This window comes from Streptomyces sp. MRC013 (assembly GCF_023614235.1).
Classification (GTDB): Bacteria; Actinomycetota; Actinomycetes; order Streptomycetales; family Streptomycetaceae; genus Streptomyces.
Map to the genome: position 1 here is coordinate 4,276,583 of NZ_CP094264.1, position 26,331 is coordinate 4,302,913.

Below are 26,331 nucleotides of genomic sequence, written 5' to 3' on the forward strand. Positions count from 1 at the left end.
CGGGGCCGGCCGCCGAGGGACGGCCGGCTGTCACCGCGGAGTCGTACGGTGGACTCATGCGGCCCGTAACCCAGATCGAACGCTCGGTGGCGCCCTTCGAGGTCGTCAGCCCCTACCAGCCCAGCGGTGACCAGCCCACGGCCATCGCCGACCTCGAACGGCGCATCCGCGCGGGCGAGAAGGACGTCGTCCTGCTCGGTGCGACCGGCACCGGCAAGTCGGCGACCACGGCCTGGATGATCGAGCGGCTCCAGCGGCCCACGCTCGTCATGGCGCCGAACAAGACGCTGGCCGCGCAGCTGGCGAACGAGTTCCGCGAGCTGCTGCCGAACAACGCCGTCGAGTACTTCGTCTCGTACTACGACTACTACCAGCCCGAGGCGTACGTCCCGCAGTCGGACACGTACATCGAGAAGGACTCCTCGATCAACGAGGAGGTGGAGCGGCTGCGCCACTCCGCGACGAACTCCCTGCTCACCCGGCGGGACGTGGTCGTCGTCGCCTCCGTCTCCTGCATCTACGGCCTGGGCACGCCCCAGGAGTACGTCGACCGGATGGTCTCCCTCGAGGTCGGCGACGAGGTCGACCGGGACCGGCTGCTGCGCCGCTTCGTCGACATCCAGTACACGCGCAACGACCTCGCGTTCACCCGCGGCACGTTCCGGGTGCGCGGCGACACGATCGAGATCTTCCCCGTGTACGAGGAACTCGCCGTCCGCATCGAGATGTTCGGCGACGAGATCGAGGCCCTCTCCACGCTGCACCCGCTCACCGGCGAGGTCATCAGCGAGGACCGGCAGCTGTACGTCTTCCCCGCCAGCCACTACGTGGCGGGCCCCGAGCGCCTGGAGCGCGCCGTCAGCGGCATCGAGCGCGAGCTGGAGCTGCGCCTCGCCGAGCTGGAGGGGCAGGGCAAGCTGCTGGAGGCCCAGCGGCTGCGCATGCGCACCACGTACGACATCGAGATGATGCGCCAGATCGGCTCCTGCTCCGGCATCGAGAACTACTCCATGCACTTCGACCAGCGCGAGCCCGGCTCCCCGCCCAACACCCTCCTCGACTACTTCCCCGAGGACTTCCTGCTGGTCGTCGACGAGTCCCACGTCACCGTGCCGCAGATCGGCGCCATGTACGAGGGCGACGCCTCCCGCAAGCGGACCCTCGTCGACCACGGGTTCCGGCTGCCGTCCGCGCTGGACAACCGGCCGCTGAAGTGGGAGGAGTTCCAGGAGCGCATCGGCCAGGCCGTCTACCTGTCGGCCACGCCCGGACCCTACGAGCTGTCCCGCTCCGACGGGTTCGTCGAGCAGATCATCCGCCCCACGGGCCTGGTCGACCCGGAGATCGTCGTCAAGCCCACCGAGGGGCAGATCGACGACCTGGTCCACGAGATCCGCCTCCGCACCGAGCGCGACGAGCGCGTCCTGGTCACCACCCTCACCAAGAAGATGGCCGAGGACCTCACCGACTACTTCCTGGAGCTGGGCATCCAGGTCCGCTACCTCCACAGCGACGTGGACACGCTGCGCCGGATCGAGCTGCTGCGCGAGCTGCGCGCCGGCGAGTACGACGTCCTGGTCGGCATCAACCTCCTCCGGGAGGGCCTCGACCTGCCCGAGGTGTCCCTCGTGGCCATCCTCGACGCCGACAAGCAGGGCTTCCTGCGCTCCGGGACGTCCCTCATCCAGACCATCGGCCGCGCCGCGCGCAACGTCTCGGGCCAGGTTCACATGTACGCCGACACGATCACCCAGGCCATGGCGCAGGCCATCGACGAGACCAACCGCCGCCGCGAGAAGCAGGTCGCCTACAACGAGGCCCACGGCATCGACCCGCAACCGCTCCGCAAGAAGATCAACGACATCGTCGCCACCATCGCGCGCGAGGAGGTCGACACGGAGCAGCTGCTCGGCACCGGCTACCGCAAGGCGAAGGACGGCAAGGGCGCCAAGGCCCCGGTCCCGTCGCTGGGGAAGGCCGCCCGGGACGGCGCCGGGAGCCCCCGGGGCGAGGCGGCCCGCACGGGCGCCGTCACCGGCGACCGCCCCGCCGCCGAACTGGCCGGGATCATCGAGGAGATGACCGAGCGGATGCGGGCCGCCGCCGCGGACCTCCAGTTCGAGGTCGCCGCCCGGCTGCGCGACGAGGTGAGCGAACTGAAGAGGGAGCTGCGCCAGATGAAGGAGGCGGGCATCGCCTGACGGCCCGCCCCGGGCCGGCCGGGGCGGGTCCTTCCGCAGGCGGGGCGCCGGGCGCCGCGCCCGCTGTGTTGCAACACCGACACAAAGGGGGACCTGCCGCCGTCCCGGTGCCGCACCCCCGCATAGGGTGCTCGCAACCGCGCCCCCACCACGGGACGGCCGCGGGGAACGCCGAAGAGAGGGGACAGCGCGTGTCGGTCAACTTGACCAAGGGCCAGGCCATCAGCCTGCAGAAGAGCGACGGGGGGCCCTGTCCGCGGTGCGGATGGGACTCGGCTGGAAGGCGGCGCCGCGCCGCGGTCTGTTCGGCTCGCGCACCCGGGAGATCGACCTCGACGCGTCGGCGGTGCTGTTCGCCGGCAAGCAGCCCGTCGACGTCGTGTTCTTCCGCCACCTGGTGAGCGACGACGGCTCCGTCCGCCACACCGGCGACAACCTGGTGGGCGGTGCGGGCCAGGGCGGCGACGACGAGGCGGTCCTCGTGGACCTCCAGCGGGTCCCGGTCCACATCGACCAGATCGTCTTCACGGTCAACTCCTTCACCGGTCAGACGTTCCAGGAGGTGCAGAACGCGTTCTGCCGCCTCGTCGACGAGACGAACGGCCAGGAGCTCGCCCGCTACACCCTGGACGGCGGCGGCCAGTACACCGCGCAGATCATGGCGAAGGTGCACCGCGTCGGCGGCGGCTGGACCATGACGGCCATCGGCGCGTCCGCCAACGGCCGGACGTTCCAGGACCTGATGCCGGCGATCCTGCCGCACCTGTAGCCGCACCCGGCACACGCATCGCAGCTCCCGGAGGCCCGGCCGCCGGGAGCTGCCACACGTGCGCCGCCGGCGCGTTCCGCGACCCATGCCACCCAGCCGCAACCACCGAGGGGACGACACGATGACGGTCGAGCTGGTCCGGGGCCAGAACCACCCGCTGCCCGACGCCCGACTCGAGATCCGGGTGTCGTCCGGGACACCGGTGGTGGCGGGGGCCGTGCTCTCCGACGCCTCCGGGGCCGTGGCCGGGGCCGGTTGGGTCGCCCGCCCCGGCGCGCCGTCCCCGCCCGGCGTCGAGGCCCCCGGGAGGCGGCCGCCGACCACCGCCTCGCCGTGGACCTGGGGGCCGTGGCCGACGGCGTGCACCGCGTCGCCGTCCTGCTGGCCCTGCCGGCGGGCCCGGGCGGACCCGGCCGCTTCGGCGCCGTCGCCGCGCCCTTCGTCGCGGTCGCCGTGCCGGGCGGCGCCGAGGTCGCCTCGTACGCCCTCACGGGCCTGGACACCGAGTCCGCCGTCGTCGCCCTGGAGCTGTACCGCCGGCAGGGCTCCTGGAAGGTGCGCGCCGTCGGCCAGGGGTACGCGGACGGCCTCGCCGCGCTCTTCCGGGACCAGGGGGTGCCCGACGCGGCCGGGCTCGCCGCGGCCGTCCAGGACGCCGTGGCGAGCGGCGCCGGCCGCCCGGCCGCCCCGCCTCCGCCCCGTGTCGCGGAGGACGACCGGGCCGGCCGCGCCGCCCGGGTCGCGCCGCCGGCGCCCTCCGGGGCCCAGCCCCCGGCCCAGCCCCCGGCCCTGCCGCCCGCGCCGTCGGGCGGCCCCGTGGACTACACGCACCCCCGGCGGGCCACCGCGCCCCCGCCCTCGGCGGATCCACCCGGCGTTCCCGCGGCCCCGGTCGCCGGCGACGCCGCCGGCTGGTCCATGGAGGAGCGCCTCTACAACCAGGTCTGGGGCATGTTCGAGGACCTGGCCCGGGCCACCGCCGCCTACCGCGGTGCCGTCGACTTCGCCGAGTCCCGGATGCGGCAGGAGCTGGACGGCGTCCTGTCCGACCCGCGGAGCCGCCTCGGCGCCGCGGGCGAGACGGCCCGCGCCGAGGCCCGCGCCAGGTGCCGGGAGCTCACCGACCGGGCGCGGGAGGCCCTCGACCGCGACCTGGCCCAGCTGACCGCCGAGTCCGAGGTCGTCGAGCCCGCGCTCCCCCCCGCCTTCGCCCGCTGGGACCATCCGGTGTGGCACGCCTACCGCGTCCCCGAGGAGGCCCCGACGGCGCTGCGCCTCGGCGACCTCCACCTCCCGGAGCGCCCCGAGCTGCGCATCCCGATGCTGGTCAGGCTGCCGCTGGAGCGCGGTCTGTGGGTGGACAGCGGTCGCGGCGGCTCCGAACACGCCCTGCTCGTGGACGGGGGGCGGCTGCGGCGCCTCGCCCTGGACACGGCCGTCGCGCACGCCGCGCGCCTCCTCGCCGCCCACCCGCCGGGTGACTTCACCGTCCAGGTGATCGATCCGGCCGGTTCGGGCGCCGCCTCGTTCGCCCCCCTCACCGCCGCGGGAGTGCTGGCCGAGCCTCCGGCGGCGGGGGCCGGGGGAGTGGCGTCGGTCCTGGAGCGGCTCACCCGGCGCGTGGACCTGGTGCAGATGGCGCTGCGCGGCGGCGCCGGCGCGGACGCGCTCCCGCCGGACCTGGACACGGCGGGGCAGCTGCTCGTCGTCAACGATTTCCCGCACGGCTTCGACGACCGGGCCGTCACCCGGCTGCGGTACCTCGCCGACGAGGGGCCCGCCGTGGGCGTCCACCTGATGATGGTCGCCGACCGCGAGGACGCCGGGGCGTACGGGCCGGTGCTGGACCCGCTGTGGCGCTCGCTGCTGCGCGTCACCCCGGTGCCCGACGACCATCTGGCGGATCCGTGGGTGGGCCACGCCTGGACGTACGAACCGCCGTCGGTGCCGGAGGGGAGCCGGGTGCTGCACCGGGTCCTCGCGAGCGTCGCGGAGGCCCGCCGCGTGCGGCGCCGCTGAGCGGCCGGGCCCCGGCCGGGCCCCGGCCGGGCCGGGTCGGGTCGGGCCGGGTCGGGCAGAACCCTCGCCGACCAGCGCTTCCGTCCCCTCCCCTGCCGGGACTTTACCTTTCCTTGGTTGTCGGCGTACGATTCCTTTACGCGGAGGGGAGTACTCCCACACAGCGGCGTGCCCGTCAGTACGGACCGGCCGGACGGAGGTCCGGTCCCGGGGCGCCGGCCCCGCCGTCCGGATCGCGGGCGGCGCCCGGGCGGAAGAGACCTCCGGCAGCGACGACGCTGGTCGATAGCCGTACGACGCCGGAGGCACCATGGACGTTTCGATGACCTTGTGGGCGGTGACCGTCCTCGGTCTCATCGCCCTGATCGCGGTCGACTTCCTCATCGGGCGCAGACCCCACGGCGTGTCGGTCAAGGAGGCCGGGGTCTGGACGGCCGTCTGGATCGTCCTCGCCGTGCTGTTCGGCCTGGGCCTGTTCCTCTTCGGCGACAGGCAGGCCTCCGGGGAGTTCTTCGCGGGCTTCATCACCGAGAAGTCGCTGAGCGTCGACAACCTTTTCGTCTTCGTCCTCATCATGGCGAAGTTCTCGGTGCCGTCCCACCTCCAGCAGCGGGTGCTGCTCGTCGGCGTGCTCATCGCGCTCGTCCTGCGGGCGGTGTTCATCGCCGCCGGTGCCGCGATCATCGCCGGCTTCTCGTGGGTCTTCTACGTCTTCGGCGCCTTCCTGATCTACACCGCCTGGAAGCTGATCAAGGAAGCCTCCTCCGACGAGCCCGAGGAGGAGTACGAGGAGAACCGCCTCCTGAAGTCGGTCGAGCGGCGCTTCGGCGTCGCCGACCGCTACCACGGCACCAAGCTGTTCGTCCGGGTCGCCGGCAAGCGGGTGCTGACCCCCCTGATGGTGGTCATGCTCGCCATCGGCACCACGGACGTGCTGTTCGCCCTGGACTCGATCCCCGCGATCTTCGGCCTGACCCAGGACCCGTACATCGTCTTCACCGCGAACGCCTTCGCCCTGATGGGTCTGCGGCAGCTGTACTTCCTCATCGGCGGCCTGCTGAAGAAGCTGGTCCACCTCAGCTACGGCCTCTCCGTCATCCTGGGCTTCATCGGGGTGAAGCTCGTGCTGCACGCCCTGCACGAGTCCGGGGTGCACGTCCCCGAGATCTCCATCCCGTTCTCGCTGGCCGTCATCTGCGGCGTCCTCGCCGTCACCACGGTCACCAGCCTCGTCGCCTCCCGCCGGCGGGCCGCCGACGGGGCGGAGGCCGGGTCCGGGAAGGTCTGACGCCGCCGGGCGCGGGCGGGGCGCCGGCCGGGCCGCTCGACGGCGCGGGCCGGCGCGCGCCCGTGGACGCGCGTCCACGGACGGAGGCCCCGCCCGCTCCTCCCGTCACCGGAGGCCTCCGGAGCGGGGTGCGACGCGGTCCACCGGCCGCCCGCCCGGGTCACCGGGGTGGGCGGGGAGCGCCCCTCCCAGGGTGCGGGCGGCGTCCCGCGGTGGAGACCCCGCGGGCGGCGGCCGCCCCTGCGTACCGCCGCCCCGGTCCGGCGGACACCCACACCGCCCCCGCGACCGCCGGGAAGGCGGCCGCGGGGGCGGTCCGGGGAAGGCGGACGAGGACCGGGGAGCGCGCCGCGGTCACACGGGGCGCGGACGCCCGGGAGCCGGTACCGGGTGCGTCACCAGCCCCGTGCGCGCCACTGCGGGAGCTGCGGGCGCTCGTCGCCCAGCGTCGTGTCCCGACCGTGGCCCGGGTAGACCCAGGTCTCGTCCGGCAGGGCGTCGAACAGCTTGGTCTGTACGTCGTGGAGGAGGCTCGCGAACGCCTCCGGGTCCCTGTGGGTGTTCCCGACGCCCCCGGGGAACAGGCAGTCGCCGGTGAAGACGTGCGGATGGCCGTGCGGGTCGTCGTAGAGCAGCACGATCGAGCCGGGCGTGTGCCCGGTCATGCGGCGCGCCGTCAGCTCCACCCGGCCCACCCGGACCGTGTCGCCGTCCTCGACGAGGACGTCCGTCGGCACGTCGATCCCCTCGGCGTCGTACCGTCCCGCGTGGGTGCGGGCGCCGGTGGCCGCCACCACCTCGTGCAGCGCGTACCAGTGGTCGTGGTGGCGGTGGGTGGTGACGACGGCCGTGACGCCGTCGTCACCGATCAGCCGGAGGAGGGTCCGCGGCTCGTTCGCCGCGTCGATCAGCAGTTGCTCGCCGGTGGCCCGGCAGCGCAGCAGGTACGCGTTGTTGTCCATCGGCCCGACGGCGACCTTCGAGATGATCAGGTCCGTCAGCTCGTGTACGTCCGCGGGTCCGCCGACCTTCACCGCTCCGCTGTACGTCATGGACCCAGCCTATAGCGGGGGCAGCGCGGGGAGGGGCCCGCCGGAGACGCCCAGCGCGGAACCGTCGCGGCGGCCCGCGAGCCAGCCGAGCAGGTCGGCCGCGGAGCCCCGCACGGTCACCGGTCCGCCGGCCGCGCCGCCGCCCGTCGTCCACGTGCGGCCGTCCTCGGCGGCGACCGTGGTCGCGGGGACGTCCCGGTGGCCGGCGAACCGCTCCGCCAGGAAGGCGATCTCGCGTGCGGTGAACTCCTTCGGCAGGTCCTCCAGCTCGTAGCCGACGCCCAGGTCGACGTGGTGGAGCTCCACCTCGACGAGGCGGCGGAAGGGGACGCGGGCGGCCCGGTCGGTCACCCCGTTGCGGAGCTCCACGGTGCGGCCCCAGTCGGCCGGTGCGTCGCCCTCGGCCCGGAATCGCTCGGCGCTCGCCCGCAGGTCGTCGAGGTGGGCGGCGAGCGGGCGCGCGGCGTCGCGCTCGATGTCCGACTCCCGCGCCTCGGCGCTGGCGTACATGGGCAGCCCACGCAGGACGTTCACCAGGGCGTCCGCGTTGCGGGCGAGGTGGGCCAGGACGTGCCCGCGGGTCCAGCCGGGAAGCCGGGAGGGCTCGGCGACGGCGGTGCCGTCGAGCGCGGAGGCCGCCGAGAGCAGCCGGTCGGTCGCCTCGCGCACGGAGGCCAGGTCGTGGATGTGATCGATCATGGTGCCGACAGTAGCGCCGTCACTCGTTCCGGTGAAGGCGGTGGAGCGTGGACCGGAATCGAATGCGCGTGCTATAGGCTCGACGGAGGCATTCTTGGAAGTCAGGCAGTCATCCATCTGGCGGCCCCCCTAGGCTGGGGCGGTCGGAGACGGGGGCTGTGCCCCCCGCTTCTCTCAAGAAAGGTGCGGACCCGGCGTGGCCGACCGTCTCATCGTCCGTGGCGCGCGCGAGCACAACCTGAAGAACGTCTCGCTCGACCTGCCACGCGACTCCCTCATCGTCTTCACCGGGCTCTCGGGGTCGGGCAAGTCCTCCCTCGCGTTCGACACGATCTTCGCCGAGGGGCAGCGCCGCTACGTCGAGTCGCTCTCGTCGTACGCCCGGCAGTTCCTCGGCCAGATGGACAAGCCGGACGTGGACTTCATCGAGGGGCTCTCCCCGGCGGTCTCCATCGACCAGAAGTCCACCTCGCGCAACCCGCGCTCCACGGTCGGGACGATCACGGAGGTCTACGACTACCTCCGGCTCCTCTTCGCGCGCATCGGCAGGCCGCACTGCCCCGAGTGCCGCCGGCCGATCTCCCGCCAGTCGCCGCAGGCGATCGTCGACAGGGTGCTGGAGCTGCCCGAGGGCAGCCGCTTCCAGGTCCTGTCACCGCTGGTGCGCGAGCGCAAGGGCGAGTTCGTCGACCTCTTCGCCGACCTCCAGACCAAGGGCTTCAGCCGCGCCCGCGTCGACGGGCGGACGGTCCCGCTGACCGACCCGCCCAAGCTGAAGAAGCAGGAGAAGCACACGATCGAGGTGGTCGTGGACCGCCTCACGGTCAAGGAGAGCGCCAAGCGGCGGCTCACCGACTCCGTGGAGACCGCGCTCGGCCTCTCCGGCGGCATGGTGGTGCTCGACTTCGTCGACCTGCCCGAGGACGACCCCGAGCGCGAGCGGATGTACTCGGAGCACCTCTACTGCCCCTACGACGACCTCTCCTTCGAGGAGCTGGAGCCCCGCTCCTTCTCCTTCAACTCGCCCTTCGGCGCCTGCCCCGAGTGCACCGGCATCGGTACGCGCATGGAGGTCGACCCGGAGCTCGTCGTCCCCGACGAGGACCGCTCCCTCGACGAGGGGGCCATCCACCCCTGGTCGCACGGCCACACCAGGGAGTACTTCGGCCGGCTGGTCGACGGGCTCGCCCAGGCGCTCGGCTTCCGCACCGACATCCCGTGGGCCGGACTGCCCCAGCGGGCCAGGAAGGCCCTGCTGTACGGGCACAAGACCCAGGTCGAGGTGCGGTACCGCAACCGGTACGGCAGGGAGCGCGCCTACACCACCGCCTTCGAGGGCGTCGTCCCCTTCGTCAAGCGCCGCCACAGCGAGGCCGAGAGCGACTCCAGCCGCGAGCGCTTCGAGGGCTACATGCGCGAGGTGCCCTGCCCCACCTGCGAGGGCACCCGCCTGAAGCCGATCGTCCTCGCCGTGACGATCATGGACAGGTCCATCGCGGACGTCTCCGCCATGTCCATCAGCGAGTGCGCCGACTTCCTCGGCCGCCTCACGCTGAACGACCGCGACAAGAAGATCGCCGAGCGGGTGCTGAAGGAGGTCAACGAGCGGCTGAGGTTCCTGGTCGACGTCGGCCTCGACTACCTCTCGCTCAACCGCGCGGCCGGCACGCTCTCCGGCGGCGAGGCCCAGCGCATCCGGCTCGCCACCCAGATCGGCTCCGGCCTGGTGGGCGTGTTGTACGTGCTCGACGAGCCGTCCATCGGCCTCCACCAGCGCGACAACCACCGCCTGATCGAGACCCTCGTCCGGCTCCGGGACATGGGCAACACGCTCATCGTCGTCGAGCACGACGAGGACACCATCAAGGTCGCCGACTGGATCGTCGACATCGGCCCCGGCGCCGGCGAGCACGGCGGGAGGGTCGTCCACTCCGGGCCGCTGAAGCAGCTCCTCGACAACGAGGAGTCGACGACCGGGCAGTACCTGTCCGGCAGGAAGGCGATCCCCGTCCCGGACGTCCGCCGCCCCGTCGACGCCGCCCGGCGGTTGACCGTGCACGGCGCCCGGGAGAACAACCTCCGCGACATCGACGTCTCGTTCCCGCTGGGCGTGCTCACGGCGGTCACCGGAGTCTCCGGTTCCGGCAAGTCGACGCTGGTCAACGACATCCTCTACACCCACCTCGCGCGCGAGCTGAACGGTGCCAGGTCCGTGCCCGGACGGCACACGCGCGTGGACGGCGACGACCTCGTCGACAAGGTCGTCCACGTCGACCAGTCGCCGATCGGCCGCACCCCGCGGTCCAACCCGGCCACGTACACCGGCGTCTTCGACCACATCCGCAGGCTGTTCGCCGAGACGGCGGAGGCCAAGGTCCGCGGCTACCTCCCGGGCCGGTTCTCCTTCAACGTCAAGGGCGGGCGCTGCGAGAACTGCTCCGGCGACGGCACGATCAAGATCGAGATGAACTTCCTCCCGGACGTGTACGTGCCGTGCGAGGTCTGCCACGGCGCGCGTTACAACCGGGAGACCCTGGAGGTCCACTACAAGGGCAAGTCCATCGCCGAGGTGCTGGACATGCCCATCGAGGAGGCCCTGGCCTTCTTCGAGGCCGTTCCCACGATCTCCCGCCACCTCAGGACCCTCGACGAGGTCGGCCTGGGGTACGTGCGGCTCGGCCAGTCCGCGCCGACCCTGTCGGGCGGCGAGGCGCAGCGCGTCAAGCTCGCCAGCGAGCTCCAGAAGCGCTCCACGGGCCGTACGGTCTACGTCCTGGACGAGCCGACGACCGGTCTGCACTTCGAGGACATCGCGAAGCTGATCAAGGTGTTGTCGGACCTGGTCGACAAGGGCAACACGGTGATCGTCATCGAGCACAACCTCGATGTGATCAAGACGGCGGACTGGCTGGTCGACATGGGCCCCGAGGGCGGCGGCGGTGGCGGCCTGGTCGTCGCGGAGGGCACGCCGGAGGCGGTCGCGGGCGTGCCCGCGAGCCACACCGGCAAGTTCCTCCGCGACATCCTGGACCCGAGCCGGATCAGTGACGCCGCATCCGTGAAGACGAAGGCCGGGCGTCCCGCGCGCAGGACGCCCCGGCTCGCCCGCTGAGAACCGGTCCCGCCCGCCCGGCCGGGCTCCCGCCCCGGGCGGGCCCGGCCTGCGGCGGTGCGCCCGCACCGCCGCACCGGTCCGTCGGGCCGCGTCCCCGGGGCGGAACCCGGGACCGGGGGCGGCGGACCGCGTCGGTATCGTCGGGTCCGTACCCGTCGTACCGACGTGTCCCCACCCCCGTACGTCCTGGAGCGCCCATGTCCGGCCAGCCCGCCACCCGCCGCACCGTGCTGAAGGGAGCTGCCCTCGCCGGCACCGCCGGGCTCGGCGCCGCCGCCTGCTCCACCGAGTCCAAGCTGGGCCACGCCCGGACGCCCACCCCGACCGCCCCCGTCGACCTGGGCGCGGCCGCCGAGGTGCCCGTGGGCGGCACCCGGCTCTACCGCGAGCAGCGCCTGCTCGTGCACCGCCCCGCCCGCGGCGAGTACCGGGCGTTCAGCGCCCAGTGCACCCACGCGGGCTGCGCCCTCGACCGGATCGAGGAGAACGAGGGCAACTGCCCGTGCCACGGCAGCCGCTTCGACGTCACCACCGGCAAGGCGCTCAAGGGCCCCGCGACCGTCCCGCTGCCCGAGGTGCCCGTCACCGTCAGGGACGGCAGGCTCATCGCCGGCCCCCAGGCCTGACCGCCCCTTCGCCGGTCTACTCCCAGTCCCAGCCGATCCCCAGCCGCCCCGGGCGCACCCCCTGCTCCACGAAGTGCACCGTGCGGTGCCGGCCGCTCAGGGTCAGGTCCCCCCGCGTCCCGCGCGGCGCCGACGCCGACGTTTGCGTGAACCGCCGGCACCGCACCGGCAGCGCCTTCTCGTGGAAGCCCACCTGAAGCACGTACTGCCCGCCCGCGAAGTTGAACCCGCGCACGTACTCGAGGCTCTCCCCGCCCGTACCGTCCTCGAAGCCGTACCCGAACACATAGGTGTCGCCCGCCCGCAGCCGCGTGTCGAAGAGCAGCTCCGCGACCACCACCCCGGTCTCCCGGTGCCACCGCACGCGTCCGGTGCGGCAGTTGTCGCCCGCCCGCACCACCACCCGCTCCGGCACGCACCCGGGGTCCCCGCGGTGGATCGCCACGTAGCGGTCGACGCCGTCGCGGTGCGCCCGCACCACGTGCGACGAGTCCCGGCCCACCAGCTCCCGCTGCGCGCCGATCCACACCCGCTCGTGGTGCCCCACCGTGTGCAGCCCGCCGTCCTGCGGCAGACCCAGGCCCTCGATGAGCCGCTCCACCGCCCCCGCGGTCTCCATCAGCGACCGGTACGCGCGGGCCGTCGGCCGCTTCACCCCGCCCCGCCCACCGCCGGTCCCGCCGCCCGGAACGTCGTCGAGCAGCCGGATCAGCGACTCCCCGGGCAAGCCCAGCAGCTCCTCCAGCGCCCGTACCGCCTTCAGCGACTCGGGCCGCCGGGGCCGCCGCGCCCCCTGCTGCCAGTAGCACAGGCTCGTCACCCCGACCTTGATCCCCCGGTGCGCCAGGTGGTGCCGGACCCGCTGCAGCGGCAGTCCCCGCGCCGCGAGCGCCGCGCGGAGCGCCAAGTGGAACGGACCGGTGCGCAGGAGCTGCGCCAGGTCGCCAGCGGCCTCGGTGTACTCCACGAGGTCTCCTCGGTGAACGTTCACATACGGGGGGATGAGACGGCGTTCCGGTGTGGACGGGAGGGCAGGTCAGGCGTACCGGGGCGTTCACACCCCGGTGGCCGCCGCTCACACCGCGACGCTCACCCCGCATTGAATCGTGTTGACCTGCCCGTGACAACGCTCGATCTCCCGGGCGGGCCTCCGGACGGGCTCCTCCCTTCCGCGGCCCCTCGGGGGAACGCGCTGCGCCGCCGCGGCAGGACACGGAGCGGACCCCGCCCCGGCCGGTGTGGTGCCGCGGGCCGCCGTCCCGCCCGGCCGGCCGCCGGACCGGGCCGTTCCCGCACCCCGCCGGGCCGTCGGCGCGCGCCAGTAGGGTGTGAGGTATGGCCGACCCCTCCAGCTACCGCCCCAAGCCGGGGCAGGTCCCCGACTCGCCGGGGGTCTACAAGTTCCGCGACGAGCACGGTCGTGTGATCTACGTCGGCAAGGCCAAGTCCCTGCGCCAGCGCCTCGCCAGCTACTTCCAGGACCTCGCGGGCCTGCACCCGCGCACGCGGACCATGGTGACCACGGCCGCGTCCGTGGAGTGGACGGTGGTCTCCACGGAGGTGGAGGCGCTCCAGCTGGAGTACTCCTGGATCAAGGAGTTCGACCCCCGCTTCAACGTCAAGTACCGCGACGACAAGAGCTACCCCTACCTCGCCGTCACCCTCGGCGAGGAGTTCCCCCGCGTCCAGGTCACACGCGGCCGCAAGCAGAAGGGCGTGCGCTACTTCGGGCCGTACGCCCACGCGTGGGCCATCCGCGAGACCGTCGACCTGCTCCTGCGCGTCTTCCCCGTCCGCACGTGCACCTCCGGGGTGTTCCGGAACGCCGCCCGCACGGGCCGCCCCTGCCTCCTCGGCTACATCGGCAAGTGCTCGGCGCCCTGCGTCGGCCGGATCGCTCCCGAGGAGCACCGCGAGCTGGCCGAGGAGTTCTGCGACTTCATGGCCGGCCGGACCGGCACGTACATCCGCCGCCTGGAGCAGGAGATGGCGGCGGCGGCCGAGGAGATGGAGTACGAACGGGCCGCCCGCCTCCGCGACGACGTGCAGGCCCTGCGCCGGGCCATGGAGAAGAACGCCGTCGTCCTCGCCGACGCCACCGACGCCGACCTCGTCGCCGTCGCGGAGGACGAGCTGGAGGCCGCCGTCCAGATCTTCCACGTCCGCGGCGGCCGGGTCCGCGGCCAGCGCGGCTGGATCACCGACAAGGTCGAGGCCGTCGACACGGCCGGCCTCGTGGAGCACGCCCTCCAGCAGCTGTACGGCGAGGAGAACGGCGAGGCGGTGCCGAAGGAGGTCCTGGTCCCGGCCCTGCCCGAGGACTCCGACGCGGTCACGCAGTGGCTGAGCGGCCGCCGCGGCTCCCAGGTGTCCCTGCGCGTGCCGCGGCGCGGCGACAAGAAGGACCTGATGGAGACCGTCGGGCGCAACGCCCAGCAGGCCCTCGTCCTCCACAGGACCAGGCGCGCCGGAGACCTCACCACCCGCTCCCGCGCCCTGGAGGAGATCGCCCAGGCCCTCGGCCTGGACGCGGCCCCGCTGCGCATCGAGTGCTTCGACGTCTCCCACCTCCAGGGCGAGGACGTCGTCGCGTCCATGGTCGTCTTCGAGGACGGGCTGCCCCGCAAGAGCGAGTACCGCCGCTTCCAGATCAAGGGCCGCGTCGGGGACACGCAGGTCTGGCACGGTCAGGGCCAGGACGACGTCCGCTCCATGCACGAGGTGGTCAGCCGCCGCTTCCGGCGCTACCTCGCGGAGAAGGAGCGGACGGGGGAGTGGCCCGCCGGGGACGGGGAGGCCCCCGCCGAGGAGAACGGCCGGCCGAGGAGGTTCGCCTACCCGCCCCAGCTCGTCGTCGTCGACGGCGGCAGACCGCAGGTCGCCGCCGCCCGCCGGGCCCTCGACGAGCTGGGCATCGACGACGTCGCCGTGTGCGGCCTGGCCAAGCGGCTCGAGGAGGTCTGGCTCCCCGACGAGGACGACCCGGTCGTCCTGCCCCGCACCAGCGAGGGCCTGTACCTCCTCCAGCGGATCCGCGACACGGCCCACGACTTCGCCATCCGCTACCAGCGCGCCAAGCGCGGCAAACGGCTGCGCACCAGCCCCCTGGACGACGTGCCGGGTCTGGGGGAGACGCGCAAACAGGTGCTGATCAAGCATTTCGGTTCGGTGAAACGGCTCCGGCAGGCGACAATCGACCAGATCTGCGAGGTCCCCGGCTTCGGCCGCAAGACCGCCGAAGCCGTCGCCGCAGCCCTCGCCCGGGCGGCTCCGGCCGCCCCGGCCGTGAACACGGCGACGGGGGAGATCATCGAGGACGACGACGGGGGAACCGTATGGACGGGCGACCGGACATGAATGACCACACCGCGCACGACGACCGGGAAGACGGAGCAGCAGACGTGAGTACGGGCACGACGATCGAGGCCGGCGAGGCCGCCGAGGCGGCCATCCCCGAGCTGGTGGTCATCTCCGGGATGTCCGGCGCCGGGCGCAGCACCGCCGCGAAGTGCCTGGAGGACCTCGGCTGGTTCGTCGTGGACAACCTGCCGCCCGCCCTGATCCCCACCATGGTCGAGCTCGGCGCCCGCTCCCAGGGCAACGTCGCCCGGATCGCCGTCGTCGTCGACGTCCGCGGACGCCGGTTCTTCGACAACCTCCGCGAGTCCCTCGCCGACCTCGACGCCAAGCAGGTCACGCGCCGCATCGTCTTCCTGGAGTCCTCCGACGAGGCGCTCGTGCGGCGTTTCGAGTCCGTGCGCCGCCCCCACCCGCTCCAGGGCGACGGCCGCATCGTCGACGGCATCGCCGCCGAACGCGACCTGCTGCGCGAGCTGCGCGGCGACGCCGACCTGGTGATCGACACCTCCAACCTCAACGTGCACGAGCTGCGCGCCAAGATGAACGCCCGGTTCGCCGGCGAGGAGGAGCCCGAGCTGCGGGCCACCGTCATGTCGTTCGGCTACAAGTACGGCCTGCCCGTCGACGCCGACCTCGTCGTCGACTGCCGCTTCCTGCCCAACCCGCACTGGGTGCCCGAGCTGCGCCCCTTCACCGGGCTCAACGAGGAGGTGTCCGCCTACGTCTTCGACCAGCCGGGCGCCAAGGAGTTCCTCGACCGGTACGCGGAACTGCTCCAGCTGATCGCCACCGGCTACCGCCGCGAGGGCAAGCGGTACGTCACCGTCGCCGTCGGCTGCACGGGCGGCAAGCACCGCTCCGTCGCCGTGTCCGAGAAGCTCGCCGCCCGGCTCGCCTCGGAAGGGGTCGAGACCGTCGTCGTGCACCGGGACATGGGGCGCGAGTGAGGCGCCCGCACCGGCGGCGCGTCGGCACCCCGTCCGCGCGCGCGCTGCGCGGACGCGGCGCGCAGCCGAAGGTCGTGGCGCTCGGCGGCGGCATGGGGCTGTCCGCGTCCCTCGCCGCCCTGCGCCGGATCACCGGCGACCTGACCGCGGTGGTCACCGTCGCCGACGACGGCGGGTCCAGCGGCCGGCTCCGCGAGGAGCTGGGCGTCCTGCCCCCCGGGGACCTGCGCAAGGCCCTCGCCGCCCTGTGCGGCGACGACGACTGGGGCCAGACCTGGGCGCGGGTCATCCAGCACCGCTTCCAGTCCAAGGGCGACCTGCACGAGCACGCCGTCGGCAACCTGCTGATCGTCGCCCTGTGGGAGCAGCTCGGCGACCACGTGCAGGCGCTCGACCTGGTCGGCAGACTGCTCGGGGCGCAGGGCAGGGTGCTGCCCATGTCCGCCGTGCCGCTGGAGCTCCAGGCGCTCGTCAGGGGCCACGACCCGGCCCGGCCGGAGGACGTGGACACCGTGCGCGGCCAGGCGACCGTGGCGCTCACGCCCGGCGAGGTCCAGTCGGTGCACCTGGTGCCGCACGACCCGCCGGCCGTCCCGGAGGCCGTCGCCGCGGTCCTCGACGCCGACTGGGTGGTCCTCGGCCCGGGCTCGTGGTTCTCCTCGGTGATCCCGCACCTCCTGGTGCCCGAACTGCTGGACGCGCTCGTCGGGACCAGGGCCCGCAGGGTCCTGTCGCTGAACCTCGCGCCGCAGCCCGGTGAAACCGCCGGGTTCTCCCCGCAGCGTCATTTGGAGGTTTTGGCCCGACACGCACCTAAACTCGCCCTGGACGTGGTGCTGGCCGACGAGGCCGCCGTACCCGACCGCGACTCGCTGGCGGACGCCGCGAAGCGCCTCGGCGCGGCGGTCGAGCTGGCCCCGGTGGCCAGGAAGGACGGCCTGCCCAAGCACGACCCGGAGCTGCTGGCCGCCGCGTACGACCGTATTTTTCGGATGCATGGAAGGATCGGCCCATGGCGATGACGGCAGCGGTGAAGGACGAGATCTCCCGGCTCCCCGTCACCCGCACCTGCTGCAGAAAGGCCGAGGTCTCGTCGGTCCTGCGGTTCGCCGGCGGCCTGCACCTGGTGAGCGGCCGGATCGTGATCGAGGCGGAGCTGGACACGGCGATGGCGGCACGCCGCCTGAAACGGGACATCGCGGAGATCTTCGGGCACGGCTCGGAGCTGATCGTCATGGCCCCGGGCGGGCTGCGGCGCGGTTCCCGCTTCGTGGTGCGCGTGGTGGCGGGCGGCGACCAGCTGGCCCGCCAGACGGGCCTGGTCGACGGCCGCGGCCGGCCGGTCCGGGGCCTGCCCCCGCAGGTCGTCTCCGGGGCCACCTGCGACGCCGAGGCCGCCTGGCGCGGCGCCTTCCTGGCGCACGGGTCGCTGACCGAGCCCGGCCGCTCCTCCTCCCTGGAGGTCACCTGCCCCGGCCCGGAGGCCGCACTCGCCCTGGTCGGCGCCGCCCGCCGGCTCTCCATCGCGGCCAAGGCCCGCGAGGTGCGGGGCGTGGACCGCGTCGTCGTCCGCGACGGCGACGCGATCGGCGCACTGCTGACCCGGCTCGGCGCCCACGAGTCCGTACTGGCCTGGGAGGAGCGGCGGATGCGCCGCGAGGTCCGCGCCACGGCCAACCGGCTCGCCAACTTCGACGACGCCAACCTGCGCCGCTCGGCCCGCGCCGCCGTCGCCGCCGGCGCCCGCGTGCAGCGCGCCCTGGAGATCCTCGGCGAGGACGTGCCGGAGCACCTCGCGGCGGCCGGGCGGCTGCGCATGGAGCACAAGCAGGCCTCGCTGGAGGAGCTGGGCGCCCTCGCCGACCCGCCGCTGACCAAGGACGCCGTCGCGGGCCGGATCCGCCGCCTCCTGGCGATGGCCGACAAGCGCGCCCAGGACCTGGGCATCCCGGGCACGGAGTCGAACCTGACGGAGGAGATGGCCGACGGCCTCGTCGGCTGAGCCCACCGCCCCGCGAGCCCCGCCGCACCGCCCCTCCCGTGGGCCCGGCGGGGTTTGCCGTTGCGCACACCGAGCAGGGGGATGACAAACACATCACCCGACTGTATCTTGCAAGGTTCGGGTCGTTCCGGTGCGCTGAATGCCGCCGCGGAGGCCCGGGAGGGGTAGTGTCGAAGGCGGTCGGGGACATCCCACACAGAGATCGCCGGGCGTCGACCCCGGCGTACCCCAACGAGGAGATCGGTTCGTGACGATCCGCGTAGGAATCAACGGCTTCGGCCGCATCGGTCGCAACTACTTCCGCGCGCTGCTGGAGCAGGGCGCGGACATCGAGATCGTGGCTGTCAACGACCTGGGTGACACCGCGACCACCGCCCACCTGCTGAAGTACGACACCGTCCTCGGGCGCCTCAAGGCCGAGGTGACCCACACCGCCGACACGATCACCGTCGACGGCCACACCGTCAAGGTGCTCTCCGAGCGCGACCCGGCCGACATCCCCTGGGGCGGGCTGGGCGTCGACGTCGTCATCGAGTCGACCGGCATCTTCACCAAGAAGGCCGACGCCGAGAAGCACATCGCCGGCGGCGCCAGGAAGGTCCTCATCTCGGCTCCGGCCAAGGGCGAGGACATCACCATCGTCATGGGCGTCAACCAGGACAAGTACGACGCGGCCAGCCACCACGTCGTCTCCAACGCCTCCTGCACCACCAACTGCGTGGCCCCGATGGCCAAGGTCCTCGACGAGAACTTCGGCATCGTCAAGGGCATGATGACCACCGTCCACGCGTACACCAACGACCAGCGCATCCTGGACTTCCCGCACCGGGACCTCCGCCGCGCCCGCGCCGCCGCGCAGAACATCATCCCCACGTCCACCGGGGCCGCCAGGGCCACCGCGCTCGTCCTCCCGCAGCTCAAGGGCAAGCTGGACGGCATCGCCATGCGGGTCCCGGTGCCGACCGGCTCGGTCACCGACCTCGTCCTGGAGCTCGAGCACGAGGCCACCAGGGAAGAGATCAACACCGCCTTCCAGAAGGCCGCCGAGGGCCAGATGAAGGGCATCCTGGAGTACACCGAGGACCCGATCGTCTCCTCCGACATCGTCAACTGGCCGGCCTCCTGCACCTTCGACTCGTCGCTGACGCTGGTGCAGGGCAGGCAGGCCAAGGTCGTCGGCTGGTACGACAACGAATGGGGCTACGCGCACCGTCTCGTGGACCTGACTGTCTTCATCGGCGAGCGGCTCTGATAGACAGCAGGCGGGCACCTCGATGTGAGCACGGGGCCCGGGCAGCGCGAAACCGCGCTGTACGGGCCCCGTGGCTTGCCCCGGCCACGAGTTCTCCAAGGAGCACCAACCGATGCAGACGATCCACACACTTCTCGAGCGGGGAGTCGAAGGCAAGCGGGTCTTCGTCCGCGCCGACCTCAACGTGCCGCTGGACGGCACCACCATCACCGACGACGGCCGCATCCGCGCGGTCCTGCCCACGGTCAGGGCCCTCGCCGAGGCGGGTGCCCGGGTCGTCGTGGCCTCCCACCTCGGCCGCCCCAAGGGCGCGCCGGACCCGGCCTTCTCGCTGCGCCCCGCCGCCGTGCGCCTCGCCGAACTGCTCGGCGCACCCGTCGCGTTCGCCGGCGACACCATCGGCACCGAGGCCCACGACACCGTGGGCGGTCTCGGAGCCGGCGGGGTCGCCGTCCTGGAGAACCTCCGCTTCGACGCGGGCGAGACGTCCAAGGACGACGCCGAGCGCGCCGAGTTCGCCGCCCGCCTCGCCGCACTCGCCGACGTGTACGTGGGCGACGGCTTCGGCGCCGTGCACCGCAGGCACGCCTCCGTCTTCGACCTGCCGAAGCTGCTGCCCGCCTACGCCGGCCACCTCATCGCCGCCGAGGTCGGCGTGCTGAGGAAGCTCACCGACGACGTCGAGCGGCCGTACGCGGTCGTCCTCGGCGGCTCGAAGGTCTCCGACAAGCTCGGCGTCATCGACCACCTGCTGGAGAAGGCCGACCGCATCCTCATCGGCGGCGGCATGGCGTACACCTTCCTCAAGGCCGAGGGCCACGAGGTCGGGGCCTCGCTGCTCCAGGAGGACCAGATCCCGGCGGTCCGGGAGTACCTGGACCGGGCCGAGAAGCGCGGCGTGGAGTTCGTCCTCCCCGTCGACGTGCTGGTCTCCGCCGAGTTCCCGGACCTGGCGGGGAAGGCCCCGGCCCACCCCGCCACGGTCGCCGCGGACGCCATCCCCGCGGGCCAGAAGGGCCTCGACATCGGCCCGAGGACCTGCGAGCTGTACGCCTCGAAACTCGCCGACGCCGCCACCGTCTTCTGGAACGGCCCCATGGGCGTCTTCGAGCACCCCGACTACGCCCAGGGCACCAGGGCCGTCGCCCAGGCGCTCGCCGACTCCCCGGCCTTCACGGTCGTCGGCGGCGGCGACTCCGCCGCCGCCGTCCGGACCCTGGGCTTCGACGAGGACGCCTTCGGCCACATCTCAACCGGCGGCGGCGCCAGCCTCGAATACCTCGAGGGCAAGACGCTCCCCGGCCTCGCCGCACTGGAGGACTGAACACCGTGACCACCCGCACCCCGCTGATGGCGGGCAACTGGAAGATGAACCTCAACCACCTCGAGGCCATCGCCCACGTCCAGAAGCTCGCCTTCGCCCTCACCGACAAGGACCACGACGCCGTCGAGGTCGCCGTCCTGCCGCCCTTCACCGACCTGCGCTCCGTGCAGACCCTGGTCGACGGGGACAAGCTGAAGATCAGGTACGGCGCCCAGGACCTGTCGGCGCACGACTCCGGGGCGTACACCGGTGAGGTCTCCGGTGCCATGCTCGCCAAGTTGAAGTGCGCCTACGTGACCGTGGGCCACTCCGAGCGCCGCCAGTACCACGGCGAGACCGACGCCGTCTGCAACGGGAAGGTGAAGGCCGCGTTCCGGCACGGCCTGACCCCGATCCTCTGCGTCGGCGAGGGCCTCGACGTCCGCAAGGCCGGCGGCCAGGTCGCCCACACCCTCGCGCAGCTCGACGGCGCGCTCGAGGGCGTCCCCGCCGAGCAGGCGGGGACGATCGTCGTCGCCTACGAACCGGTGTGGGCCATCGGCACCGGAGAGGTCGCCACCCCCGAGGACGCGCAGGAGGTGTGCGGCGCGATCCGCGGCCGCCTCGCCGAGCTGTACTCGCGGGAGGCGGCCGACGGGGTCCGCATCCAGTACGGCGGCTCCGTGAAGGCCGGCAACATCGCCGCGATCATGGCGCAGCCCGACGTGGACGGCGCCCTGGTCGGCGGCGCCTCCCTGGACCCGGAGGAGTTCGTCAGGATCGTCCGCTTCCGCGACCAGTGAGTATGCGGTAGGGCCGAATCGTCGTACCCTTGCGGGGGCCCGGGGGCTTCGGGCGAGCCCGGGCCCCCGCCGTCCATCCAGTCCGAGAGAATTGCCAGGAAGTAGGGTCCAGCCGTGATTATGGGATTCTCGATTGCCCTGATCGTGTTCAGCCTGCTGCTGATGCTGCTGGTGCTGATGCACAAGGGGAAGGGCGGCGGTCTCTCCGACATGTTCGGCGGCGGCATGCAGTCCTCCGTCGGCGGTTCCTCGGTCGCCGAGCGCAACCTCGACCGCATCACCGTCGTCGTCGGCCTGCTCTGGGTCGCCTGCATCGTCGTCGTGGGGCTGCTGGTCAAGCTGGAGGGCTGACCGGCAGCCCCCCGTCCCGCGTCCCGAGGGCGGGGTAACTCCCGTCGCCGGACGCGCGTTGGGCCTTACGTAGACTGGGGCATCCTCGAGCACCATCACGCAGGGAGTGACGACCGTGGCAAGTGGCAACGCGATCCGGGGGAGCCGGGTCGGGGCGGGGCCGATGGGGGAGGCCGAGCGCGGTGAGTCCGCGCCCCGGCTCCGCATCTCCTTCTGGTGCTCCAACGGGCACGAGACGCAGCCGAGCTTCGCCAGCGACGCGCAGGTCCCGGACACCTGGGACTGCCCCCGGTGCGGCTTCCCGGCCGGTCAGGACCGGGACAACCCGCCGGCCCCGCCGCGCACCGAGCCGTACAAGACGCACCTGGCGTACGTCAGGGAGCGCCGCAGCGACGCGGACGGCGAGGCGATCCTGGCCGAGGCGCTGGCCAAACTGCGCGGTGAGATCTGAGCCCCGGCACCCCCGGCACGGGCCCTGCCCGCGAAACCCCACGGGTTTCCGCGAGCAGGGCCCTTTTCGCGTCACCGGACGGCCCCGGCCCGCGGGCGGGGCGGTGGAGGAGGGGCAGATCAATTAGGTTGGGAGTGCAGCGGGCAAGCAGGCAGATACGAGAAGAAGTGGGCTGATGTCCAGCATGAACGCAGAAAGCAGCCGCCCGAGGCTGACCCGGATGCCGGAGTGGGCCGCGCTGGCGGAGCACCGCGAGCGGTTCGGTACGACACATCTGCGCGACCTGTTCGCCGCCGACCCGGCACGCGGCACCGGCTACACCCTGCGAGTCGGCGACCTCCACCTGGACTACTCCAAGCACCTCGTCACGGACGAGACCCTGGCGCTGCTGCGCCGGCTGGCCGAGGCCACCGGCGTCGCGGAGCTGAGGGACGCCATGTTCCGCGGCGAGAGGATCAACACCACGGAGGACCGCGCCGTCCTCCACACCGCGCTGCGCGCCCCGCGCGACGCCGTCGTCGAGGTCGACGGGGAGAACGTGGTCCCCGGCGTGCACGCCGTCCTGGACCGGATGGCCGCCTTCTCCGAGCGCGTCCGCTCCGGCGCGTGGACGGGCCACACCGGGAAGCCCGTCAGGAACATCGTCAACATCGGCATCGGCGGCTCCGACCTGGGGCCGGCCATGGCCTACGAGGCGCTGCGGCCCCACAGCCGCCGCGACCTGACGTTCCGTTTCGTCTCCAACGTCGACGGCGCCGACCTGTACGAGGCGGTCCGGGACCTGGACGCGGAGGAGACCCTCTTCGTCATCGCGTCCAAGACGTTCACCACCGTCGAGACCCTCACCAACGCGGCCTCCGCCCGCGAGTGGCTGCTCGATGGGCTGAAGGCCGGTCAGGAGGCCGTCGCCCGGCACTTCGTGGCCCTGTCGACCAACGCGGGGAAGGTCGCGGACTTCGGCATCGACACGGCGAACATGTTCGAGTTCTGGGACTGGGTCGGCGGACGCTACTCGTACGACTCCGCCGTCGGCCTCTCCCTGATGATCGCCATCGGCCCGGACCGGTTCCGCGAGATGCTCGACGGCTTCCGGTTGGTGGACGAGCACTTCCGCACCGCCCCGCCGGAGGAGAACGCCCCACTGCTGCTGGGCCTCCTCGGCGTCTGGTACGGCGCGTTCTTCGACGCCCAGTCGCACGCGGTGCTGCCGTACTCGCACCACCTGTCCAGGTTCCCGGCCTACCTCCAGCAGCTCGACATGGAGTCGAACGGCAAGTCCGTGGACCGCTCCGGCCTGCCGGTCGACTGGCAGACCGGCCCGGTGGTCTGGGGCACGCCCGGCACGAACGGCCAGCACGCCTACTTCCAGCTGATCCACCAGGGCACGAAGACGATCCCGGCCGACTTCATCGGCTTCGCCCGGCCCGTCGACGGCCTGCCACCCCGCCTCGCGGCCCAGCACGACCTGCTGATGGCCAACTTCTTCGCCCAGACGCAGGCGCTCGCCTTCGGCAAGACCCCCGAGGAGGTGCGGGCGGAGGGCGTCCCCGAGGAACTCGTGCCGCACAAGACGTTCCGCGGCAACCACCCGACGACCACGATCCTCGCCGAGGAGCTGACCCCGTCGGTGCTGGGCCAGCTGGTCGCCCTGTACGAGCACAAGGTCTTCGTCCAGGGCGCGGTCTGGAACGTTGACTCCTTCGACCAGTGGGGCGTCGAGCTGGGCAAGGTCCTCGCCAAGCGGATCGAGCCCGTCCTGACGCGGGGGACCGGCGGCGAGGACCTCGACAGCTCCACGGCGGCCCTGGCCGCCGCCTACCGGGCGTCGCGGGCGGGGTGACGCGGTGCGGGGGGAGAGCGCGGTGCGGCTGCGGCCGCCGCGGAACACGCCCGACCGGCGGGCCGTCGCCTGGTGGCGCACCCGGTGCCTGCTGGCGGCGACAGTGCCGACGGCCGTCCCGGCCGTGCTGGGCGGCCTCCTGGAGCCCGCCCGCACCTGGCTGTTCGCCGCCGCGGGGGTGGTGGCCGCGGCCGGACTCGCGTGCGCCGCGCTCCTTCCCCGCCGGTGGTTCCGGGCCAACCGGTGGGAGGTGACGGACGAGGCGGTCTACGTCCGCACCGGCCTCCTCCGGCAGGAGTGGCGGATCGCCCCCATGTCCCGCGTCCAGACCGTGGACACCGTCCGCGGCCCCCTGGAGCGGGCGTTCCGGCTCGCCACGGTCACGGTCACCACGGCGTCCGCCAGGGGCGCGGTCACCGTCCCGGGACTCGACCACCGGCTGGCCGCCGACCTCGCCGAGCGGCTGACGCTGACCACCCGCGACACGCCGGGGGACGCGACGTGAGCGCGGCCCCCGGCGACGGGCGGTGGCGGCGGCTCGACCGGCGCACGGCACTCGTCACCGGTGCCGCCGGGGCCGGCGTCGCGGCCGGCGGCGCCGTGCCGGCGTTCCTCGGCCTGACCGGCCCGATGGGCACGGCCGGCGCACTGCTGCTGGTGGCCGCCGGGTTCCTGCTGCTGGCCGCCGGCGGCGCCGCGGTCGAGTACGTCCGCTGCCTGCGCACCCGCTACCGCGTCGGGGAGGAGCGGGTCGAGCTCCGGTTGCGGCTGCCGGTGCTGGAGCGGCGCCGCTCCCTGCCCCGGGAGCGCGTCCGCAGCGTCGACCTGACGGCCCATCCGCTGCTGCGCCTCCTCGGCCTGGTGAAGGTGCGCATCGGGACGGGGGAGGGCACCGGAGGCACCGAGTCCACACTGGAGCTGCACGCGGTCACCCGGGCCGAGGGCGAGCGGCTGCGGCGCGAACTGCTGCGCCACGCCCCCGGAGCGGGCGCGGCGGACCGGACCGACGGCGAACTGGCCGCCCTGGACCCGTCGTGGGTCCGGTACGCGCCGGCGTCCTTCGCCGCCCCGCTTCTGGGCGGTGCGGCGATCGGCGGTGTGCTGCAGGTCAGCGAGTGGTTCGGGAAGCGGGACGAGCTCGTCGACCGGGCGGGCGACCTCCTCCGGGGCGTCCCGGTCGTGTGGAGCGTCCTCGTGGCCGTCGCCGCCGCGCTGCTCACCGGGGCCGTCGGCGCACTCGCCCTGTGGACCGAGATGTGGTGGGGCTTCCGGCTGGAGCGGGAACCCGGCGGCACGCTGCGGGTGCGGCGGGGCCTGCTGACCGCCCGCTCGCTGTCCGTCGAGGAGCGGCGGTTGCGCGGCGTGGAACTGGTCGAGCCGCTCGGCGTCCGGCTGCTGGGGGCCGCGCGGGTGGACGCCGTCGCCACCGGCCTCGCGCGGGGCGGCGACGAGAGGCACGGCACCCACAGGTCACTGCTGCCCGCCGTGCCCCGCGCCGTCGCGGACGGGATCGCCGCCCGCGTCCTGCGCGAGCCCGCGCCGCCCACCGGCGCGCAGCTCGCCGTCCACCCCCGGGCGGCCCGCACCCGGCGGCTGCGCCGGGCGGTGGGTGCCGTGCTGCTGCCCGCCCTGGTGCTCGCCGCGCTCGGGGCCGTGCTGGAGGCCCGCGCCCCGCTGTACGCCGCCGGGGCGACCGCCCTGGTGCTGCTGCCGCCCGCGGTGCTCCTCGCCCTCGACGCGTACCGGAGCCTCGGCCACGGCCTGGCCGGCGACTACCTGGTGGCGCGCTCGGGGACGGTGCGCCGGTCGACCGTCGCCCTCCGGCGCGGCGGCGTCATCGGGTGGACGGTCAGGCAGTCGTACCTCCAGCGGCGCGCCGGACTGCTCACCCTCACCGCCACCACGGCCGCCGGCGACGGCGCCTACGACGTGCGCGATGCCGACGGGAACGAGGGCCTGCGCTTCGCGGCCGCCGCCGTCCCCGGTCTCCTGGAGCCGTTCCTGGAACCGGCGGAGTGACCCGGGGGCCGTGGTCGCCGGCGGACCCGAGGAGCGGTTCGGGGCCTGCCGAAGGCCGGGGCCGACCGGGCGGCCGTCGCCCGGGGGGACGGCGACGGCCCGGGGCCCGCGACCTCGCCGGCATCGGCCCGGCCGGCCCGTGCGACCGCACCGTGCCCGGTGGGGCGGCCGACCGGGGCCCGCCACCGGGTCGCGCGCCGCGATGTCCGCCCTCGACACCCGTGCCGGGCGTTC

The 26,331-nt window shown here is 73.3% G+C and carries 19 protein-coding genes and 2 pseudogenes; 18 read left to right on the plus strand and 3 right to left on the minus strand.

From position 1 onward, the window contains the following. Positions 1 to 56 precede the first annotated feature (56 nt). From uvrB to LUW75_RS19415, 4 genes and pseudogenes are all read left to right on the plus strand, one after another. Complete coding sequence (gene uvrB, locus LUW75_RS19400) at positions 57 to 2,201, plus strand: excinuclease ABC subunit UvrB (protein ID WP_250336754.1); 2,145 nt, start codon at positions 57 to 59, stop codon at positions 2,199 to 2,201. Positions 2,202 to 2,392: 191 nt separating this feature from the next. Beyond that, positions 2,393 to 2,970 (plus strand): annotated as a pseudogene (locus LUW75_RS19405) (TerD family protein). A 121-nt stretch (positions 2,971 to 3,091) separates the two neighbouring features. Continuing rightward, positions 3,092 to 4,989 (plus strand): annotated as a pseudogene (locus LUW75_RS19410) (TerD family protein). Positions 4,990 to 5,299: 310 nt separating this feature from the next. After that, positions 5,300 to 6,277, plus strand: a complete 978-nt coding sequence (locus tag LUW75_RS19415; protein WP_250336755.1) for a TerC/Alx family metal homeostasis membrane protein — start codon at positions 5,300 to 5,302, stop codon at positions 6,275 to 6,277. 395 nt (positions 6,278 to 6,672) lie between these two features. Here the strand turns inward: LUW75_RS19415 and LUW75_RS19420 are convergent, their stop codons facing one another. Together LUW75_RS19420 and LUW75_RS19425 are read right to left on the minus strand one after the other, a co-directional pair. Next, positions 6,673 to 7,329, minus strand: a complete 657-nt coding sequence (locus tag LUW75_RS19420; RefSeq protein WP_250336756.1) for an MBL fold metallo-hydrolase — start codon at positions 7,327 to 7,329, stop codon at positions 6,673 to 6,675. Between the two features lie 9 nt (positions 7,330 to 7,338). Further along, positions 7,339 to 8,028: a maleylpyruvate isomerase family mycothiol-dependent enzyme gene (locus LUW75_RS19425; RefSeq protein WP_250336757.1), complete on the minus strand. Its 690-nt coding sequence runs from the start codon at positions 8,026 to 8,028 to the stop codon at positions 7,339 to 7,341. A gap of 196 nt (positions 8,029 to 8,224) precedes the next feature. Between LUW75_RS19425 and uvrA the strand changes: the two genes are divergently transcribed. Continuing rightward, on the plus strand, positions 8,225 to 11,140 hold the full coding sequence (gene uvrA, locus LUW75_RS19430) for an excinuclease ABC subunit UvrA (protein WP_250336758.1): 2,916 nt from the start codon (positions 8,225 to 8,227) through the stop codon (positions 11,138 to 11,140). A gap of 200 nt (positions 11,141 to 11,340) precedes the next feature. Beyond that, positions 11,341 to 11,769 carry a Rieske (2Fe-2S) protein gene (locus LUW75_RS19435; RefSeq protein WP_250336759.1) on the plus strand — a complete coding sequence of 143 codons (429 nt, stop codon included), beginning with the start codon at positions 11,341 to 11,343 and terminating at the stop codon, positions 11,767 to 11,769. 16 nt (positions 11,770 to 11,785) lie between these two features. Here LUW75_RS19435 and LUW75_RS19440 read toward each other — a convergent pair whose 3' ends face one another. After that, entirely contained in the window at positions 11,786 to 12,736 is a 951-nt protein-coding gene (locus tag LUW75_RS19440) for a hypothetical protein (protein WP_250336760.1), read from the minus strand. Positions 12,737 to 13,104: 368 nt separating this feature from the next. Here LUW75_RS19440 and uvrC point away from each other — a divergent pair, with 368 nt between their 5' ends. From uvrC to LUW75_RS19500, 12 genes are all read left to right on the plus strand, one after another. Continuing rightward, a complete protein-coding gene (gene uvrC / locus LUW75_RS19445; RefSeq protein ID WP_250336761.1) occupies positions 13,105 to 15,126 on the plus strand; it encodes an excinuclease ABC subunit UvrC in 2,022 nt (673 codons plus the stop codon). Then, positions 15,105 to 16,076, plus strand: a complete 972-nt coding sequence (rapZ, locus tag LUW75_RS19450) for an RNase adapter RapZ (RefSeq protein WP_462933754.1) — start codon at positions 15,105 to 15,107, stop codon at positions 16,074 to 16,076. Before uvrC ends, rapZ begins: the two co-directional genes overlap by 22 nt. Next, entirely contained in the window at positions 15,965 to 17,098 is a 1,134-nt protein-coding gene (locus LUW75_RS19455; protein WP_462933803.1) for a gluconeogenesis factor YvcK family protein, read from the plus strand. Before rapZ ends, LUW75_RS19455 begins: the two co-directional genes overlap by 112 nt. Further along, positions 17,089 to 18,078 (plus strand): DNA-binding protein WhiA, encoded by a 990-nt coding sequence (gene whiA, locus LUW75_RS19460; protein ID WP_250336764.1) that lies wholly within the window; start codon positions 17,089 to 17,091, stop codon positions 18,076 to 18,078. Before LUW75_RS19455 ends, whiA begins: the two co-directional genes overlap by 10 nt. A 247-nt stretch (positions 18,079 to 18,325) precedes the next feature. Beyond that, positions 18,326 to 19,330, plus strand: a complete 1,005-nt coding sequence (gap, locus tag LUW75_RS19465; RefSeq protein WP_250336765.1) for a type I glyceraldehyde-3-phosphate dehydrogenase — start codon at positions 18,326 to 18,328, stop codon at positions 19,328 to 19,330. Positions 19,331 to 19,442: 112 nt separating this feature from the next. Further along, positions 19,443 to 20,654 carry a phosphoglycerate kinase gene (locus tag LUW75_RS19470; RefSeq protein WP_250336766.1) on the plus strand — a complete coding sequence of 404 codons (1,212 nt, stop codon included), beginning with the start codon at positions 19,443 to 19,445 and terminating at the stop codon, positions 20,652 to 20,654. A 5-nt stretch (positions 20,655 to 20,659) separates the two neighbouring features. Next, the gene (gene tpiA / locus LUW75_RS19475; protein WP_250336767.1) at positions 20,660 to 21,436 is read left to right on the plus strand and encodes a triose-phosphate isomerase; all 777 of its coding nucleotides are present in this window, start codon (positions 20,660 to 20,662) and stop codon (positions 21,434 to 21,436) included. 120 nt (positions 21,437 to 21,556) lie between these two features. Continuing rightward, positions 21,557 to 21,787: a preprotein translocase subunit SecG gene (gene secG / locus LUW75_RS19480; protein ID WP_250337734.1), complete on the plus strand. Its 231-nt coding sequence runs from the start codon at positions 21,557 to 21,559 to the stop codon at positions 21,785 to 21,787. A 115-nt stretch (positions 21,788 to 21,902) separates the two neighbouring features. Next, entirely contained in the window at positions 21,903 to 22,238 is a 336-nt protein-coding gene (locus LUW75_RS19485; RefSeq protein WP_010352468.1) for an RNA polymerase-binding protein RbpA, read from the plus strand. A gap of 184 nt (positions 22,239 to 22,422) precedes the next feature. After that, positions 22,423 to 24,078, plus strand: coding sequence for a glucose-6-phosphate isomerase (gene pgi / locus LUW75_RS19490; protein ID WP_250337735.1), 1,656 nt, complete (start codon positions 22,423 to 22,425; stop codon positions 24,076 to 24,078). A gap of 4 nt (positions 24,079 to 24,082) precedes the next feature. Continuing rightward, positions 24,083 to 24,583: a PH domain-containing protein gene (locus tag LUW75_RS19495; protein ID WP_250336768.1), complete on the plus strand. Its 501-nt coding sequence runs from the start codon at positions 24,083 to 24,085 to the stop codon at positions 24,581 to 24,583. Next, positions 24,580 to 26,097: a PH domain-containing protein gene (locus tag LUW75_RS19500; RefSeq protein WP_250336769.1), complete on the plus strand. Its 1,518-nt coding sequence runs from the start codon at positions 24,580 to 24,582 to the stop codon at positions 26,095 to 26,097. Before LUW75_RS19495 ends, LUW75_RS19500 begins: the two co-directional genes overlap by 4 nt. The last annotated feature ends 234 nt before the right edge of the window (positions 26,098 to 26,331 follow it).

Excerpts from the sequence above, each read along its gene's own strand:
- pgi (WP_250337735.1), top strand. The coding sequence starts at position 22,423 with ATGAACGCAGAAAGCAGCCGCCCGAGGCTGACCCGGATGCCGGAGTGG.
- LUW75_RS19435 (WP_250336759.1), top strand. The coding sequence starts at position 11,341 with ATGTCCGGCCAGCCCGCCACCCGCCGCACCGTGCTGAAGGGAGCTGCC.
- uvrC (WP_250336761.1), top strand. The coding sequence starts at position 13,105 with ATGGCCGACCCCTCCAGCTACCGCCCCAAGCCGGGGCAGGTCCCCGAC.
- whiA (WP_250336764.1), top strand. The coding sequence starts at position 17,089 with ATGGCGATGACGGCAGCGGTGAAGGACGAGATCTCCCGGCTCCCCGTC.
- secG (WP_250337734.1), top strand. The coding sequence starts at position 21,557 with ATGGGATTCTCGATTGCCCTGATCGTGTTCAGCCTGCTGCTGATGCTG.
- LUW75_RS19425 (WP_250336757.1), bottom strand. The coding sequence starts at position 8,028 with ATGATCGATCACATCCACGACCTGGCCTCCGTGCGCGAGGCGACCGAC.
- LUW75_RS19415 (WP_250336755.1), top strand. The coding sequence starts at position 5,300 with ATGGACGTTTCGATGACCTTGTGGGCGGTGACCGTCCTCGGTCTCATC.
- LUW75_RS19470 (WP_250336766.1), top strand. The coding sequence starts at position 19,443 with ATGCAGACGATCCACACACTTCTCGAGCGGGGAGTCGAAGGCAAGCGG.
- LUW75_RS19420 (WP_250336756.1), bottom strand. The coding sequence starts at position 7,329 with ATGACGTACAGCGGAGCGGTGAAGGTCGGCGGACCCGCGGACGTACAC.
- uvrB (WP_250336754.1), top strand. The coding sequence starts at position 57 with ATGCGGCCCGTAACCCAGATCGAACGCTCGGTGGCGCCCTTCGAGGTC.
- rapZ (WP_462933754.1), top strand. The coding sequence starts at position 15,105 with ATGGACGGGCGACCGGACATGAATGACCACACCGCGCACGACGACCGG.